The organism is Arthrobacter sp. Edens01 (assembly GCF_001307035.1).
Taxonomy (GTDB): Bacteria; Actinomycetota; Actinomycetes; order Actinomycetales; family Micrococcaceae; genus Arthrobacter_B.
Window position 1 is genome coordinate 13,358 of record NZ_LKIU01000003.1, and the last position, 15,908, is coordinate 29,265.

Consider the following 15,908-nt stretch of genomic DNA (forward strand, 5'->3'; position numbering starts at 1 on the left):
TTTGATCCGGGGCCCGTCGTCTGTGTGTTGTTTTGTCAGTGCTTAGCTAGCTGCCTAGCGGCTGCACTTCACTGCGCCGTAAGACGCCGTGTAGTCGACCTTCTCTGCCTTGCCCTTACCGAGGAACTTGTAGTGGGCAGTCACCTCGCCGGCAGGAACGGACAGCTGGCGGGTCTTGATGACCGCCGTCGTCGTCTGTCCCGGCTCGAGCTTCATGACCTTGGCATTGCCGTGCGGGGACTTCAGATCGATATCCGCGCGGCGGTCACCGTTGTTCGTGAGGGTCACGGTGATCTCGGCCTTGAAAGCGTTGCACTTGCTGACAGCGCTGACCGGGTTCACGACCTTTTCGGGTACGACGACCGGCAGGATCTCGGCACGTTCGCCGAGGCCGGCGTTGCCGGAGAGATCACCAGTGGCGTTGTGCAGGTGCAGGAACAGCGCCGAGGCTTCGGTGGTGTCCTGGCTGCGGTTGACCGTGAGCTTTCCGCCGTCGACGTCTGCGAACAGCGCATCCGGCGAGGCGCCGGAGAACCACAGTGCCGGGTTGGCGGCGTCGAACTTGATGAACTCCGTTGAATCCACCGGTACGGTTCGTCCGGTGTTATCGACGTTGTACAGGCTCCACGTCACAACCTTGTACTGCAACGGCAGGGAGTCAGCGGCCGGATCCAGTCCCAGGGCAGCGACGCTGACCGGAAGGGTCACCGTGTTGCTGTCGAAGGTGTTGGTGTCCATGTTGCCCTGCTGGCCGTTGGCACCGGTCTGGTCTACCAGGGTTGAGGTGCCGTTCGGGTTCAGGCGGTAGGTGTTGACCAGGACCAGGTCCAGGTCATCGGCTCGGCCAGTGGCTACGAGGTAGTCGGCCGTGCCGTCCATGTTGGTGTCGATCTCGACGTTGACCTCATTGTGGCCGCCCAGGATGGGCCAGTTGTCCCACGTGCTCAGGCCGAAGTTGAGCACGCCGTCCAGCGCGTCGCCGCCCGCAGCCTTCACGGCCGGAACGGTGGTGGATGCACCGACTGCGGAAAGGTCCATTGAGTTCATGGACTCCAGTGCCAGGTCATCACGCTTGTCGCTCTGGGCGCCAAGAACCAGCGGCGAAACCAGGGACAGATAAGTGGAATCTCCCGTTCCCTGCAGCAGGTCGCGTCCCGTGAGGGTCACGTCCGCTGCCAGTGCCTCGGAATCAGCAAAGCTGATCTCGGTACCGGCTGTCATGTCCGACGTCGGCTTGGGAGCCGAGTAGACGGGCACACGCAGGGTGGGGATGCCGGCACTTGCCAGCTGGACGCGTCCGGAGACATCAGCCAGGTACTGGCGCTGAAGACCCAGCTGCTCCACATCGGCCGCCGGATCCATCGTCTTGGCCAGGGTCGTCGGATCGGTGATCGTGAGCGTTACGTCTACGGTTGCCTTGGCGTTGGCACCAACGCTGACGCTGGGAGCCGTAGTGATTTCCACGCCGGGCATGGTGGAGGCCGGCAGGTAGCTGACGTCAAACGTGCGCGGGCGGTCCGACTTGTTCTGGACCGTGACCTTGCGGGTCACGGTCAGCGCATCGGCGCCAACTTCCAGGATGCCGAAGTTGACGCTGGTGAGCGTCTGGTCCTCGGAATCGTAGGCCATGACCTTGGAGTTGACGGCGTCAAGGACATCCACGCGTCCGGATCCGACACGGTTAGGACCGTGCACGGCGCCGTTGGCGGCCAGGACGTCATGGGTGGCCGTGTTCATGATGGTGTTCTTGACCTCGTACGGGCTGTAGTCCGTAGCGGCGTAGAGCAGGGCAGCCAGGCCGGCGACGTGCGGCGTAGCCATGGAGGTGCCGCTGCTTACCGAGGCGCCGTTGCCGGAACCGACGTTGGCTGAACCGATCGACGAACCGGGGGCAGCGACGTCGGGCTTCACCACACCGTTGGAGCCGTGCAGACCGCGGGAGGAGAAGGAGCTAACCGTGTCCAGGGCGTTGGATGGGCCAGTTGCGGTGCCCATGAAAGCCGGGTCGAGGCGCACAGTCAGGGAACCCTCGACGGCGGCGGGACGCAGCCGCTCGGAGGACTCGCGGTTGAGCTGGATGCCGGGAAGCGTGGTGTTGCCGCCGATTCCGGCGTCGAACACGTCGCGGGGAGAATCCAGGACGACGCCGGTTGCGCCGGCAGCCTCCGCGTTGTTGAACCGGACGCCTGAACCACAGGGGAACGCGCCGTTTTCGTCTTCCCACTGGATCCAGACCCATTTGTCAGTCAGGGAACCGGCCGGGAAAGCGGTGCAGCCGAAGGCATTGGAGGCGGGGGCCACCACGACGTCGCCGGTCAGCCGTTCAGGAGAAACGGCGGGATCCGAGTAGTTGAAGTTCACGGAGTACTGTCCGGCAGCGGTGGTGGTTCCCGTGGATTCCTCAGCGCTGACGATTTCGGCGCGGTCCAGCGAAATCTGCGAACCGATGGAGCTGGCCACAGTCAGGGAGGACTTGGCGTTGCCGGGGGAACCGCCAACGTTGTAGACGTCGCCGGCGTTGCCGGAAGCGACTACGGAGAGGATGCCCTGTTCGGTCAGCTTGTCCACGATGTCATTCTCGGGATCATCGACAGGTGCGTAGTCGGAGCCGAGTGACATGTTCACGACCTGCGCGCGGTCGGAGAAGTCGCCGTCGCCGTTGGGGTCCAGGACGTAGTCAAGGGCCTGGCCCACTACCTCGGAGGAACCGGTGCAGCCGAAGACACGGATGCTGACCAGCTGCGCTTCCGGAGCGGAACCCGGGCCGATGCGCATGTCGTTGACGTCCGCCGCTGTCAGGGACGAGTAATCGCCCTTGAACGTGGCGCCATCAGAGCCTGTTCCGTAGCCGGCAGCTGTGCCTGCCACGTGGGTACCGTGGCCCTGGCAGTCCATCGGGTTGAGGTCCGGCTTGGGGATCGGCTGGTAATTCGCAGCGGACGGGTCGGCGTTATAGTCATCGCCCACCAGGTCATAGCCGCCGATGAACTTGTCCGTGTCGATCAGGCCGCTGTCGGCGGCAGGGATAACCGGGGAGGCCTGGGCTGCCTCGTAGGCCTCGATGGTGCCGGGGCCGCCGAAGTCACTGTGCGTGTAATCGATGCCGGTGTCCAGGACAGCGATGGTGATGCCGTTGCCGGTCTGCTGGCGTTCGACCCAGGTATTAAGGGCGCGGGTATCAATATCCGCACCCTTGTTGTCGATTGTCTTGGGGACGATCCGGGTGATCTTCGCGACGTCGTCGCGCTCTGCCAGGGCCTTGATGGCGTCTGCATCGCCGACGATGCCCACGCCGGGAAGGCTGTTGGTGGTGGTGTAAAGGGTGCTTGCGTCCGCTTCCGCGGCCACCGACTCAGCCTGGGATTCAATGGCTGACCGGATCTGCTGCACACGGGGAGCATCAACTACAGGCTCCCGCTTGCCTTCCTTGACTGCGTCCGGCTGGGTCTGCTCGAAGGCGCCTTCGCCGGTGAACTGGACGTAGACGGAGACTTCACCGTCAACGCCGCGGAGGCTCGGGGATACCTTTTGCTCCGCAAACTTTTCAACCGTGAATCCTTGGGCAGCGTTGTCCGTGCCGGCGGGTTCAGTGGCATGGGCCGGTAGGCCTAGGCCTGCCGTGAGTGCAAGGCCGGCAACTGCAGCAGTAGCCACAGCACCTGGCCTGTGATGAATGGACCGTCTCATTGTGCTCCTTGAACATTCCGCCGCGTGCTACCGGAAGAACGCCGTCGAAGACCTAGAGACTAGAGACTTACAAACGCCACCTGCCGGCTGCTGACACACGTGACAGCTTTACCTTTGTGCCCCCATACCCCCGTGGTGGGGTGCCAGCGTGCACCTACGGCCCCCAAGAAATGACTGCAGCCGTAGGCATACCCTAAGGGAGCAACCCGCATCATCAAAGGTTTCCTAAATACTTCGGCAATTTTTGCTGACGGTATTGACGCAGAGTCTTTTGTGCTGGATAAGCATGCAAAAGGCGGCCTTTCAAAGAATATTGAAAGGCCGCCTTTTGCGTGGCAGGTTATTCGTGCGTCTAGAGGGCCGGACCGCTGGCGGCGCCGCCCTGCCAGAGCGCATCGAACGGGGTGTTGGAGGAGACCCGGTTGCGGATTCCTTCGGTAACAAAAGCCTTGGCGGTGCGGGCAGCCTCCAGCGGCGTCGCACCCTTGGCGAGTTCGGCTGTGATGGCGGCGGCCAGGGTGCAGCCGGCACCGCTGACGGCAACGTCGCCTACCTTCGGGGCGCGGAGCACTTCCATAGCCTGGCCGTCATAGAAAACGTCGACGGCGTCCTCACCTTCCAGCCGCACGCCGCCCTTGGCGAGCACCACTGCGCCTGATGCTTCGTGGATGCGGCGGGCTGCCTCCTTGAGGTCCTCCACGGATTCGATTGCGTCCATGCCGGCAAGTGACATGGATTCGAAGTGGTTCGGGGTAACAAAGGTGGCCAGCGGAAGGATCTGCGCCTTCAGGGCCTGGTCGGTGTCCAGTGCCGCTCCCGGCTCCTGTCCCTTGCAGATCAGTACGGGGTCCAGCACGATGTTGGTCCAGTCCTGGCTCTGCAGGGCCTTTGCCACTGTGTCGATGGTGGCCGGGGTGCCCAGCATGCCGATCTTCACGGTGCCCAGGTCATAGGCAGTCTGAATGGCCTCGAGCTGGTCTGCGATGACCTGGGAATCTACAGGCACGAAGCGGTGGTTCCAGTTGTCCTTGGGATCGAAGGACACGATGCAGGTCAGGGCCGCAATGCCGTAGGTGCCAAGCTCCTGGAAGGTCTTGAGATCAGCCTGGGCGCCTGCTCCGCCGGTGGCTTCGGAGCCGGCGATGGTGAGCGTGACGGGAGGGTGTGTGTTTGAAGACATAGGTACATCTTCTACCTAACCCAGGGCGCCCCGCCACCCGGTTTCGCTGCAGGCCGCAGGGCTAGTAACGCACGTCCATAAGCCGCCAGACAGCCAGCCTCCCGGCGGCCGCTGACATTCCGATTGCCAGTGCCATAAGCAGCGGCACGCCGATCGATCCGGCGATCAGCCCAATGACCAGCCAGGCCAGCAGGGTCGGAACCAGAAAAAAGGCCAGGACATGCAGCCACTGGTTGGGAACGCCGCGCAGCATCAGCCCCAGGACCAGGCCCACGGGCGCAGCGGTCGGGAGTCCCATGCCGGCGGCATAGAACGCCGCAATCACGATGATCCAAAGGTAGCCCCAGAAATCCCGCGAGGTTCCCCACCCAATCGCTACGGTCGCCATCACAGCGACCAGCAGGCAGGCAATGGCGTACCCGGTGACAAAGGCAACGGGGCCGAAGGTGACGCGAGGGGCGAGCAGCATGGGCGCATTGGCGGAGGAAGCGGCACTGTCGGTGCCCGCTGTGGCGACACCGTCGTCGTCCGCGTTTTCAGTCATGCGATCGTGCTCCTCGCAGCAGCTTCACCACATCTTCCACGATATTGCGCACAACCGGTAGGCGGGAGAGGATCACAAGCTTGGCGACCAGCGGGGCCGTGTTTGCCACCAGGCGGCGGGAGCGTGCCTGCCCGGGAGAGGAGTCGTAGACCCAGAAGAGGGTGACGCCCATGTGGACCAGCCATAGCAGTTCCGGGAGATCGTCGCGGACCGCCAGCGGGGGCTGCGGGCGCGCAGCCTGCACGGCCTGGCGGTAGACCGCGATCGACTTGCCGCGGCCGACCTGTGCCGCGTCCGCCTGCACTGCCTGCGCCGCGCCAGTGCCCTGGCGGGTTTTCTGCGGCGCCGGGAGGGCTGCGGTCTTGAGGAACTGATGGCCCAGGGAATGGTACGGGGCAAGGACATCCAGATTTGCCTGCAGGATGACCCGCAGGTGTTCACCCAGGTTGTGCCCTTCGCGCAGCAGCGGCAGGGCGGCGGAGCGGTGTTCGTCCTGCAGCGACCGGTAGAGCTCGGCCACGATCGCGTCTTTGGAGGAGAAGTAGTAATAGGCGTTTCCCGTGGAGACGCCGGCCGCAGCGGCGATGCCGCGCATGGTGGTGCGTTCAAATCCCTGGTCGCGGAAAAGCTGCGTCGCGGCCTCTACCAGCCGCTGCCGGGTGGCTTCACTCTTTGACCCGGCGGCCATCGGTCCTCTGTTCCTCTTATGTCCTTCTACCCGCAAATTACATCACATTCTTGAACATGTTCAAAAATGTGGCGCAGGAAAAAACATGGCAGAATTGACGCTGGTCCTCTGGGCCGCCCGGGACAGCGGGCAAGTGCTAATACAGCCGGGCGTGAGCCCAGGCGAACCACTAACCGAAACGGGAAAACCATGTCTTCACCAACCCCGGCTGCTGCCCGCCAGGCACGCCCCGCACCCAGCTACGCCTCCCGGGGAAGCTCGCATTACGACCTGATCCTGACCCTGATGTGCGTCGTGATCATCGTTTCCAACATCGGAGCCTCCAAGGGCGTGGTGCTGGGCCCGGTCTTCGGCGACTTCAGCATCATTACCGACGGCGGGTTCTTCCTCTTCCCGCTGGCCTACATCCTGGGCGACGTGATCAGCGAGGTCTACGGGTTCAAGGCCGCACGAAGGGCCATTTACATGGGCTTCGCCATGGCCGCGTTCGCGGTGCTTTCCTTCGCGGTGATCATTGCCCTGCCGGGATTCGATGATGCCTACGGCGTCGAAAAGCAGGCCGCCTTCGAAGCAGCCCTGGGGCCGGTCTGGCAGATCGTGGCGGCGTCGCTCCTCGGATTCCTCGCCGGGCAGCTGCTGAACGCGCTGGTACTGACCCGTATGAAGGCGCGTTTCAGCGAACGCGCACTGGTGGGACGGCTGATGGCCTCCACTGGGGTTGGCGAATTCGCGGACACCCTGATCTTCTGCGCGATTGCAGCACCGGTGATCGGCATCACCGACGCGGGGCAGTTCGTGAACTACGTGATCTTCGGGTTTGTCTACAAGACGGCCGTGGAGTTCCTCTTTGTCCCGGTCACCTCAGCGGTAATCAAGGCGATCAAGAAGCGCGAACCGACTTACGGCAAGTCTGCCCCCAGGAAGCATAGCCTGCGGGGCCGCGCCTAGCTGTAGTACTTCCGCAGGACCTCGTCCTTGAACTCGAAGAACGTTCCGTCCTCGATTGCCAGGCGCGCGTCGTCGACCAGCTTTACGGTGAAGCGCTCGTTGTGGATTGAAATCAGCGTGTGGCTGACCATCTCATTGGCCTTGAACAGGTGCTGGATGTAGGCGCGGGAGTAGTTGGCGCACGCATAGCAGTCGCAGCCGTCCACGAGCGGCCCGAAGTCCCGCTTGAACTTGGCATTGGAGAGGTTTTTGCGGCCGTACGGCGTGTAGAACGCCGAATTGCGCGCCACACGGGTGGGGGAGACACAGTCGAAGGTGTCGGCTCCGTTTTCAATCGCGGTGAAGATGTCATCCGGCTCGGAGATGCCCAGGAGGTGCCGCGGCTTATCCTCCGGCAGTTCTTCGGTGCACCAGCGGACAATCGTTCCGAGGTTTTCCTTTTCCAGGGCTCCGCCAATGCCGAAGCCGTCGAAGCCCATGGCACCCAGGTCCCGGGAAGCCTTGCGGCGCAGGTCCTCATACTGGGCTCCCTGCAGGACACCGAAGAGTGCCTGGTACGGACGGTGTGAACGCTCTTCGGTGAGCCTGCGGTGCTCAACGAGGCAGCGTTCGGCCCACAGCCGGGTCCGTTCAAGGGAACGTTCCTGGTAGCCGCGTGAGTTCAGCAGGGTAGTCAGCTCATCGAAGGCGAACATAATGTCCGCGCCCAGCTGGTGCTGCACCTGCATGGAGATTTCCGGGGTGAAGCGGTGCTTGTCACCGTTGAGGTGGGACTTGAACCAGACGCCGTCGTCATCGATGTGTGCCAGGCGCTCCTTGCCTGGCGCGACGTCGTCATCAGCGCCGGTGGCATGCGTAGTGCCGTCGGCGTTCATGTTGATGACCTTCTTGAAACCGGCACCAAGGCTCATGACCTGGAATCCGCCCGAATCGGTGAAGGTGGGGCCGGGCCAGTTCATGAACTTCCCCAGACCGCCCGCCTCATCCAGGATGTCAGCTCCCGGCTGCAGGTAGAGGTGGTAGGCATTGGCCAGGACCGCCTGTGCCCCAAGCTGGGCAACGGACTCCGGCAGGACGGCCTTCACGGTGGCCTTGGTGCCGACGGCAATGAACGCCGGCGTGTGGATTTCTCCGTGCGGGGTGCTGATTACGCCGGTACGGCCCTGGAACTCACCGCCGTTTTCCTTGGCGCGTGAGCCGGAGTCGGGAACGGTTTCACGCAGGCGCTTACCGAGGGCAAAGGAAAAACCGGAAGAGGACACCATTCCATTTTGCCTTACCCACAGGCCCCGCCGCTCCGGGTGGGCCTGTGGCGCGGATCCGCTAAGGCCCGCCGCAGTGGGGCAGCGAGCCAGAACACATAAAGCGCCGGGGCGCTGCCCTGAAGCGTAGGGTAAATGGGGCGGTTCTCCGCCCCGGCCGCTGACTGCTGCCCGGACGTTAGAAAGGCCCTCGACGCACCCTTGAACCACCTGCGCGAAATGTTCCACATTGCCCCTGCCAACAATGACCACCGCGTAGCCATCCGCTGCGGGATTGGCATCGGTGTGCCGCTCCTTACCCTCCTGCTGCTCGGCCGGATCGACCTGGCCATCTTCGTTGCGTTCGGTGCCTTTACCGGCATCTACGGCAGGAACGAACCGCACCGCCAGCGCCTCGGGCACCAAATGCGCGCCGGAACGCTTATGTTCGCCGTGATTCTGGCCGGGGTACTGACGTCCCGGCTGGGCCCGGGCGAGTGGGGAATCGTGCTGGGGACCACGGTGGTTGCGGGACTGGGAACCGTAGCCACAGGCTTCTGGCGGCTCCGTCCGGCTGGATCGCTGTTCCACATCTTCGCTTATGCAGCCATCTCATCCGTCCCCGGGCATCCGCCCATCTGGCAGGCCATGCTGGCAGCGGGCGCAACGATCGCCTTCGCCCTCCTCCTGGGGTGCTCCGGGATGCTCCGGGCACGGTACCGAACGCCCTGGGAGAAGCCAGTGCGGCTGCCTCTCTCTTCCGCCCAGCGCAAGGCGGTCTGGACGGACGGCGGCCTTTATGCAGTGGCGGCAGCGTCCGCCGGGTCCATAGCGACGCTGCTGGGGATTGGCCACAACTACTGGGCGATGGTTGCGGCGACGGTTCCCCTGGTTGGGGCTACCTTCCGGCACCGGATACACCGCGGGATAAACAGGATGCTCGGAACCTTCGGCGGGCTTGGCATCACGGCGGTGATTCTGCTGGCCGGGCTGGCGCCGTGGCAGCTGGTCCTGGTGATCGCACTGCTGCAGTGCGGAGCTGAGCTTTTCATCGCCAGGAACTATGCGCTGGCCCAGGTGGTCATCACCCCCCTGGCGCTGCTGAGCACGGAGCTTTCCCACGCCAGTGATCCCGTGACGCTCATTCAGGATCGTGCGGTGGAGACAGTGATCGGTGCAGCAGTGGGCATGGCGCTGGTAATACTGCTGCAGGTCCGGGCGAACCGCGTTCAGCCACGGAAAAGCGGCACCCATCCCGGAGCTGCCGCCCGGGCCTAGAGGTCCAGGTTCAGCCCGCGCACCGCGCTCAGCTCGGTGCGGATGCGCCGCTGCAGCTCGGCGTCGGAATAGGTTTGCGACCCGCCGTGCGCACGCAGGTAGAGAAGCGTGTCCAGGCGCAGGATCCGCCAGTCCCGCTCGCTGTGTTCGTCCCCTGCTTCGGCCGCCCGCTGGATTTCGCGGTCGTACAGGTTTGGTTCGTTGAGCTGGCGCTGCAGGAGCTCAGCCGAGAGCTTGGCTTTTAGCGGGTCCGATTCCGCGTGGTCTCCGGCACGGACAGCCTGTGCAAAGGCGGCTGAGGCTTCGCGGTCTCCGGTTTCATGCGTGATGTGTGCCGCGAGGGCGAGGGCACCCTGGATCCAGTTCCAACGGCCGTAGTTTCCGTCGAAGCCCAGTCCGGTAATCAGGCTGCAGACGGCCAGCGCGTTCTCAGCGTCGCCCAGATCGACGTACAGCGTGTGCGCCAGGTCCCGCACGTCCTGCAGGTTGCTGCCGGCTTTGACGTTCAGGCCCCGGCCGAGCCGCGCGGACAGTTCCTTGACGGTGCGGTCCTCAGGGTGGGCGGCTTCGGCGGCGGCCAGGACGGCGGCGTAGGTTTCTTCCTCGGTGGGGACGCTGCGGACGGCTTCCGCGGCATTCTTCTCGGGTGCAGGAGCTGCGACGCGGACAGCCGAGCCGTAGGCGATGCGCAGGGTTTCCCCGTCTTTCAGGTCTGCGATCACCAGTGCGGGAGTGCCGAGGTCATCTTCCTCAACGCGGACCGCTGCCAGCGGTGCCAGGGTCAGCTCGTCCAGGACAATTTTCTGCCCTGGTACAAGCAGTTCGGCATTGACCCGGAAGGCATACTTATCCGGCACACTCATCGACATGGCTGTTCCTTAGCACTCGAAGCTCGGCCCCAGTATATAAACGTAGGGTAACGCCTACCGGCCCCACCCGGCGGAGGCGAGGGCCTGGCGCAGCAGGTCGCCGCGGCCGCCGGAGAACTCGGAGTAGATGGCAGGGCTCAGGGCTTCTTCAGGTGTCAGCCAAGACAGTTCAAGTGCGTCCTGGCGCGGATCGCACTCACCGGTAACGGGAATCAGGTAGGCCAGGGCGACGGCGTGCTGGCGCTCGTCAGTCAGGCCGGTCTGGGACGGCGACGGGAAGTACTCCGCGACGGCGAAGGGCGCCAGGCTGGGAGGCAGCTGCGGCAGGGCCATGGGGCCGAGGTCCTTCTCCAGGTGGCGCAGGAGCGCGGCGCGGATGGTCTCCCGGTACATCACCCGGCCGGAAACGAACGTCCGGACCATCTTGCCCTCGGGAGTTGCCTGCAGCAGCAGTCCCACCTCCGTGACGTACCCCAGCGGATCACACCGGACCGGGACGGCCTCCACGTATACCATGGGAAGCCGCTGCCGTGCTTCGTGCAGGTCTTCCTCCGAGAGCCAGCCTGGATACGGGTCAGGAGTGCGTACGTTCATAGCTAGTGTTCTACCCCAAAGGCGGCAGCCGAGTCATACGGCGCGCTCGGCTTCGGCCAAGGGCGGAACTTGCCCCGGACCTTTCAGGGCCACCCCGGCAAGCCTACGATTGAGGCCATGAAGACCGAGCTGCCGGAGCTTCTGCTCCCTGACGCAGCGGCCTGGCGGGCCTGGCTGGAAGAGCATCACCTGCTCTCTGCAGGTGTGTGGCTCGTCATCGGCAAACAGGGCGGAACTGCAACGGCGCTCACCCGGCAGTCAGCATTGGACGAGGCCCTGTGCTTTGGCTGGATCGACGGCCAGGCAGCCCGCCGGGACGAGGAAAGCTATCTGCAGCGTTATACCCGCCGCGGACCGCGCAGCATGTGGTCGCTGCGCAACGTGGGACACATCGGCAGGCTGGAAGCGGCCGGGAAACTTCATCCGGCGGGACGTGATGCGGTTGAATCGGCCAAGGCAGACGGCCGGTGGGACGCTGCCTACGCCGGTCCGGCCACGGCCGAAGTTCCGCAGGACCTGCTCGACGCGATCGCGGCCAATGAGAGTGCGCAGTCCATGTACGAGGTCCTCTCCTCCCAGAACCGCTTTGCCATGGCCTACCGGCTGGGGCAGCTCAAGACCCCCGCGGCCAGGGAACGCAACATAGCCCGCTTTGTAGACATGCTCAGCCGCCGCGAGACCTTTTATCCACAAAAGCGGTTCCCAGACTAGGAGTCCACCATGTGCCGGCTTTTCGGAATGCATGCAGGTCCAAAACCCGTAACCGCAACGTTCTGGCTGCTCACCGCACCGGATAGCCTGGCCGAGCAGAGCCGCAGGATGGCAGACGGATTCGGGCTCGGGGTGTTCGATTCGGACGGGAAACCGGTGGTGGACAAGGCTCCCATGCCGGCCTACGAGGACCGTGCCTACGCCTCTGCCGCCCGCACCCTCAAAGGAACTACCTTCATTGCCCACGTGCGGTATGCCAGCACCGGGGAAGACACCCTGGTGAACACACATCCCTTCCTCCAGGACGGGCGGCTGCTCGCCCACAACGGTGTTGTAGAGGACCTGGACAAACTTGATGACCGGCTGCGGTCCCTGGAAGTGATGGACCTGGTCAAGGGGCAGACGGACAGTGAACGGGTCTTTGCCCTGATCACCGGGCTTGCCCGGCAAAACGGCGGGGACCTGGGGGAAGCGCTTACGGAAGCCATCACGTGGATTGCGGAGAACCTGCGCCTCTACGCGGTGAACCTGGTGATCACCACTGACACGGAGCTGTGGGCCGTGCGGTATCCGGACACCCACCCGCTGTACGTCCTGCAGGAGAGCGCTGACGATCCGCACCGGGGCAAGCGCTCCGCCCGGATCAGTGTCAAGAGCGATGAAATGGAGCAGCTCCAGACCCCGGCGGTGATGGTGGCAACAGAACGGATGGATGAGAACCCGAACTGGCGGATGATGGACGCCGGCGAGATCCTCCGGGTGGACAAGGACCTGAATACGGAGCGGTTCTTCCCGCTTCCCCAGCATCCCCAGCATCTGCTCACCCTTGCGGACCTGGATCCCCACACGGCGGCGTCGCAGCACCCCCTGAAGGTGGCCGGCACCTAGGGCCAGACGGTCACGTGTCCTGCGGATCAGTCTCCAGCCTGGTCACCCGCAGGGCGGCCTCGAGCACCATCCAGGCCTGCAGCTGGGTTGAAAGCTCGACGCCGGTGCCCGGGGGATAGGTTTCGTCCGCCGTGCTGCGGGGATCAGAAGGGAAAACCGCCAGATTGTTCCGTTCCGCGCGCCCCTTCCAGAACCGGTCCGCCAGTTCCGTGACCAGGGCGCCGGCTGTTCGGCGGGAACCGGCGTCCAGGGTTGGGGCGGCAGCTGCCTCGGCAAGGTACCTGCACAGAATCCCGGTGAACAGCCCTCCGTCGCCGCTGCCGTGCGTACGGAGCAGGGGAGTGCCGCCGTCGTTATGCACCAGGTTCCGCGATACCGCCCGGACAAGGTCCGCCGCCCGGCCCAGGTTGGCGTTTCCGCCGAGTTCCAGCAGCGCTCCCAGAACTGGTCCCTGGTTGTACGTAAAGTGCGCCCGCTCCAGTGCCGGCGGAGCGTTTTCGGCGCCTTGCCGGACGCCGTCGTAATACAGCCCGGTACTGCGGTCCAGCAGTGTGGCGTTCAGCCAGTCCACGAGTTCCTGGGCCCGCTCGCGCTCGCCGGTGCGGGCGAAGTAGAGGGCCGCCGGGGACGTTGCGGGGGTGTTCTTGAAGTTGCGTGCCCGGTTCCAGTAGACGCCTCCGCCCAGGTCCTGGGTATGGCCTGATCGCAGGGCCCGTCCCAGGGCTTCGCGTGCCCGCTGGTGCCTGGGCTTGTTGCCGCGGGGCGGCCCAGGGAGGGTATCCAGGCGCAGCACCGCCAGCGCGAGCCAGGCCATGTCATCGAAATAGTGGTTGGTGTACCGGCCTGCGTTGCGGATCCGGATGGTGCGCACCACCTGTTCGGCCAGGGCCACGGGGTCTGCGCCGGCCACCGGTGCCCGGCTGCGCAGGCCGGTGTCCACAAGAACATCCACATAGTGCGCCTGCCACCAGTAATGCCAGGGCCCGACGCCGCGGGGCAGCGGCTGGGGTGCGCGGACAGCGCCGAGATGGGTTCCCGGCAGACCCAGCAGCCTGCCGCCGAAAGCGGCCGTGATCGAATGGGCAGCGGTGTCGGCACGCTGTTCAGCAAGGCGGACGGTCTGTGCTGCGGGCATGCGACCCACCATAGACCCGACGAATGGGCAGCGTCACGGTCTGCGCCGGCTGAACTGCCTCCCGGGAGGATGCGGTGTGCTGCCAGTCACAGTAGGCTCGTGGGACCGCACGCGCACTTGCGCACTTTTTGATCCCTGACCCCAGGAGGACACATGCAGTTATCCGGTGCTTCGGCCATTGTCACGGGAGCAGCTTCCGGGCTGGGACGGGCCACGGCCCGCCGGCTCATCGATGCGGGAGCCGAAGTGGTGCTGGTAGACCTGCCGTCTTCCGGGGGCCTTGCCTACGCCGGGGAGCTGGGGGACTACGCACACTTCGTGCCCGGGGACGTGACGGATCCGGACCAGATGCAGGCCGCGGTGGAAGCCGCCATGGCAGCGGCCCCGCTGAGGGTTGCCGTGAACTGCGCCGGAATCGGTACCCCCGGCAAGGTCCTGGGCCGCAACGGAGTGTTGCCGCTGGAGGATTTCAACCGGGTTATCCAGGTGAACCTGGTCGGCACCTTCAACGTCACACGCCTGGCTGCGGCAGCCATGGCTGAGACCGACCCGGTCTCCGGCGACGGCGGTACGTCCGAGCGCGGGGTCATCATCAACACGGCGTCGGTGGCAGCGTTCGACGGACAGATCGGACAGCCGGCATATTCAGCGTCCAAGGGCGGTGTTGCAGCGATGACGCTGCCGCTCGCCCGGGAACTTGCACGTCACCTGATCCGGGTGATGACGATTGCGCCCGGGATCTTCGAGACCCCGATGGTGGCCGGCCTGCCGCAGGACGCCCAGGACTCACTGGCCGCGCAGATTCCGCACCCGTCCCGCCTGGGCCGCCCGGACGAGTACGCCTCGCTGGTGGAGCACATCGTCTCCAACCCGATGCTGAACGGCGAGACCATCCGGCTCGACGGGGCTATCCGGATGGGGCCGAAATAGGGCGTGAGCATGCTTCCCGACGCCGACTTTTTCAGTTTCGAACAACTGCTGAGCACTCAGGAGCGGGCCAAACTCACGGAGCTGAGGTCCTTCCTCTCCACCGAAGTCGCCCCCTATGCCGCCGCATGGTGGAATGAGGCCCGTTTCCCGGTGGAACTCCTGCCGGGGCTCGCGTCCCTGGGGCTGTCAACGCCGGTGCAGCGCGGCTACAGTCCGCTTTTTGCCGGTCTGGTCATTGCCGAAATGACCCGCACGGATACTTCAATCGCCACGTTCTTTATGGTCCATCACGACCTCTTTGTCGAGGGACTGCACGCGTTCGGCTCCGAGGAACAGCAGGCGCGGCTGCTTGCCGATGCCCAGTCCCTGAAGATCACCGGAGCCTTCGCGCTGACAGAACCGGATCACGGTTCGGATGTTGCCGGCGGCATGGCCACCACGGCAGTGCGCGACGGCGACACCTGGGTCCTTAACGGAACCAAACGCTGGATTGGCAACGGGACGTTCTGTGACTGGATGCTGCTGTGGGCCAGGGAACCGGCCACCGGCAAGGTCCGTGGATTCCTGCTGGATGCCTCCCTGCCGGGAATCAAGCGGACCCGGATCGAGAACAAGACTGCCCTGCGCACGGTGCAGAACGCTGACATTGAGCTTACGGATGTACGGGTTTCCGAAGCCGACCGGCTGGCAGGCATCGACAGCTTCGAGGACACCAAGCACCTGCTCCGCGGCTCGCGGATCATGGTGGGCTGGCAGGCAGTGGGCCAGCAGCTGGCGGCGTTCGACGTCGCCCGTGCCTACGCCGTCGAACGCCTGCAGTTCGGGCGGCCGCTGGCTTCCTTCCAGCTGGTGCAGGAACAGCTGGTCCGGATGCAGGGCAACACCGTGGCGTCCACAGCCATGCTGGCCCGCGTCAGCGAATTGGAGCAGGGGGGTTACGGGGCAGTGTCCGACGACGGATCGGCCCGCGGCGACATGGCCCGGGCCGCGCTGGCGAAGTCCTATGCCAGCCGGCTGATGCGCGAAACCGTGTCCCTTGGCCGCGGGCTCCTGGGCGGGAACGGGATTGTCACCGACTACGGCATGGCCAAGATCTTTGCGGATGCGGAGGCGATTTACACCTATGAAGGTTCGTATGAGATCAACGCGCTGATCGCCGGACGGGAAATTACCGGGGTTTCGGCGCTGCGCTGAGGATCCGGGTGCGCGCAGCGC

General features: G+C 64.7%; 14 protein-coding genes. 6 read left to right on the top strand and 8 right to left on the bottom strand.

What is annotated here, in order from left to right:
• Positions 1–54 precede the first annotated feature (54 nt).
• From AO716_RS04515 to AO716_RS04530, 4 genes are all read right to left on the bottom strand, one after another.
• Positions 55–3,654 (bottom strand): S8 family serine peptidase, encoded by a 3,600-nt coding sequence (locus AO716_RS04515; protein WP_235471996.1) that lies wholly within the window; start codon positions 3,652–3,654, stop codon positions 55–57.
• A 385-nt stretch (positions 3,655–4,039) separates the two neighbouring features.
• Entirely contained in the window at positions 4,040–4,867 is an 828-nt protein-coding gene (locus AO716_RS04520; RefSeq protein ID WP_055239788.1) for a hydroxymethylpyrimidine/phosphomethylpyrimidine kinase, read from the bottom strand.
• Between the two features lie 61 nt (positions 4,868–4,928).
• The gene (locus AO716_RS04525; RefSeq protein WP_055239789.1) at positions 4,929–5,411 is read right to left on the bottom strand and encodes a hypothetical protein; all 483 of its coding nucleotides are present in this window, start codon (positions 5,409–5,411) and stop codon (positions 4,929–4,931) included.
• Positions 5,404–6,099 carry a TetR/AcrR family transcriptional regulator gene (locus AO716_RS04530; protein WP_055239790.1) on the bottom strand — a complete coding sequence of 232 codons (696 nt, stop codon included), beginning with the start codon at positions 6,097–6,099 and terminating at the stop codon, positions 5,404–5,406. The genes AO716_RS04525 and AO716_RS04530 overlap by 8 nt, the downstream gene beginning before the upstream one ends.
• A gap of 189 nt (positions 6,100–6,288) precedes the next feature.
• On the opposite strand from AO716_RS04530, the gene AO716_RS04535 reads away from it, so the two are divergent.
• The gene (locus AO716_RS04535) at positions 6,289–7,047 is read left to right on the top strand and encodes a queuosine precursor transporter (RefSeq protein WP_055239791.1); all 759 of its coding nucleotides are present in this window, start codon (positions 6,289–6,291) and stop codon (positions 7,045–7,047) included.
• Here AO716_RS04535 and tgt read toward each other — a convergent pair.
• On the bottom strand, positions 7,044–8,312 hold the full coding sequence (gene tgt / locus AO716_RS04540; protein WP_082413325.1) for a tRNA guanosine(34) transglycosylase Tgt: 1,269 nt from the start codon (positions 8,310–8,312) through the stop codon (positions 7,044–7,046). The genes AO716_RS04535 and tgt overlap by 4 nt on opposite strands.
• Before the next feature lie 132 nt (positions 8,313–8,444).
• Between tgt and AO716_RS04545 the strand changes: the two genes are divergently transcribed.
• A complete protein-coding gene (locus tag AO716_RS04545; RefSeq protein ID WP_235471997.1) occupies positions 8,445–9,566 on the top strand; it encodes an FUSC family protein in 1,122 nt (373 codons plus the stop codon).
• Here AO716_RS04545 and AO716_RS04550 read toward each other — a convergent pair.
• A complete protein-coding gene (locus tag AO716_RS04550) occupies positions 9,563–10,435 on the bottom strand; it encodes a DUF6707 family protein (RefSeq protein WP_152969860.1) in 873 nt (290 codons plus the stop codon). The genes AO716_RS04545 and AO716_RS04550 overlap by 4 nt on opposite strands.
• A gap of 54 nt (positions 10,436–10,489) precedes the next feature.
• Positions 10,490–11,029 (bottom strand): NUDIX hydrolase family protein, encoded by a 540-nt coding sequence (locus tag AO716_RS04555; protein ID WP_055239793.1) that lies wholly within the window; start codon positions 11,027–11,029, stop codon positions 10,490–10,492.
• A 117-nt stretch (positions 11,030–11,146) separates the two neighbouring features.
• On the opposite strand from AO716_RS04555, the gene AO716_RS04560 reads away from it, so the two are divergent.
• Both AO716_RS04560 and AO716_RS04565 read left to right on the top strand, forming a co-directional pair.
• Complete coding sequence (locus tag AO716_RS04560; RefSeq protein WP_055239794.1) at positions 11,147–11,740, top strand: YdeI/OmpD-associated family protein; 594 nt, start codon at positions 11,147–11,149, stop codon at positions 11,738–11,740.
• A 9-nt stretch (positions 11,741–11,749) separates the two neighbouring features.
• Positions 11,750–12,628 carry a class II glutamine amidotransferase gene (locus AO716_RS04565; RefSeq protein WP_055239795.1) on the top strand — a complete coding sequence of 293 codons (879 nt, stop codon included), beginning with the start codon at positions 11,750–11,752 and terminating at the stop codon, positions 12,626–12,628.
• Positions 12,629–12,638: 10 nt separating this feature from the next.
• On the opposite strand, the gene AO716_RS04570 is transcribed toward AO716_RS04565, so the two are convergent.
• A complete protein-coding gene (locus tag AO716_RS04570) occupies positions 12,639–13,763 on the bottom strand; it encodes a glycoside hydrolase family 76 protein (RefSeq protein WP_055239796.1) in 1,125 nt (374 codons plus the stop codon).
• Between the two features lie 153 nt (positions 13,764–13,916).
• Between AO716_RS04570 and AO716_RS04575 the strand changes: the two genes are divergently transcribed.
• Together AO716_RS04575 and AO716_RS04580 are read left to right on the top strand one after the other, a co-directional pair.
• Positions 13,917–14,693 carry a 3-hydroxyacyl-CoA dehydrogenase gene (locus AO716_RS04575; protein ID WP_055239797.1) on the top strand — a complete coding sequence of 259 codons (777 nt, stop codon included), beginning with the start codon at positions 13,917–13,919 and terminating at the stop codon, positions 14,691–14,693.
• Positions 14,694–14,702: 9 nt separating this feature from the next.
• On the top strand, positions 14,703–15,887 hold the full coding sequence (locus tag AO716_RS04580) for an acyl-CoA dehydrogenase family protein (RefSeq protein ID WP_055239854.1): 1,185 nt from the start codon (positions 14,703–14,705) through the stop codon (positions 15,885–15,887).
• The last annotated feature ends 21 nt before the right edge of the window (positions 15,888–15,908 follow it).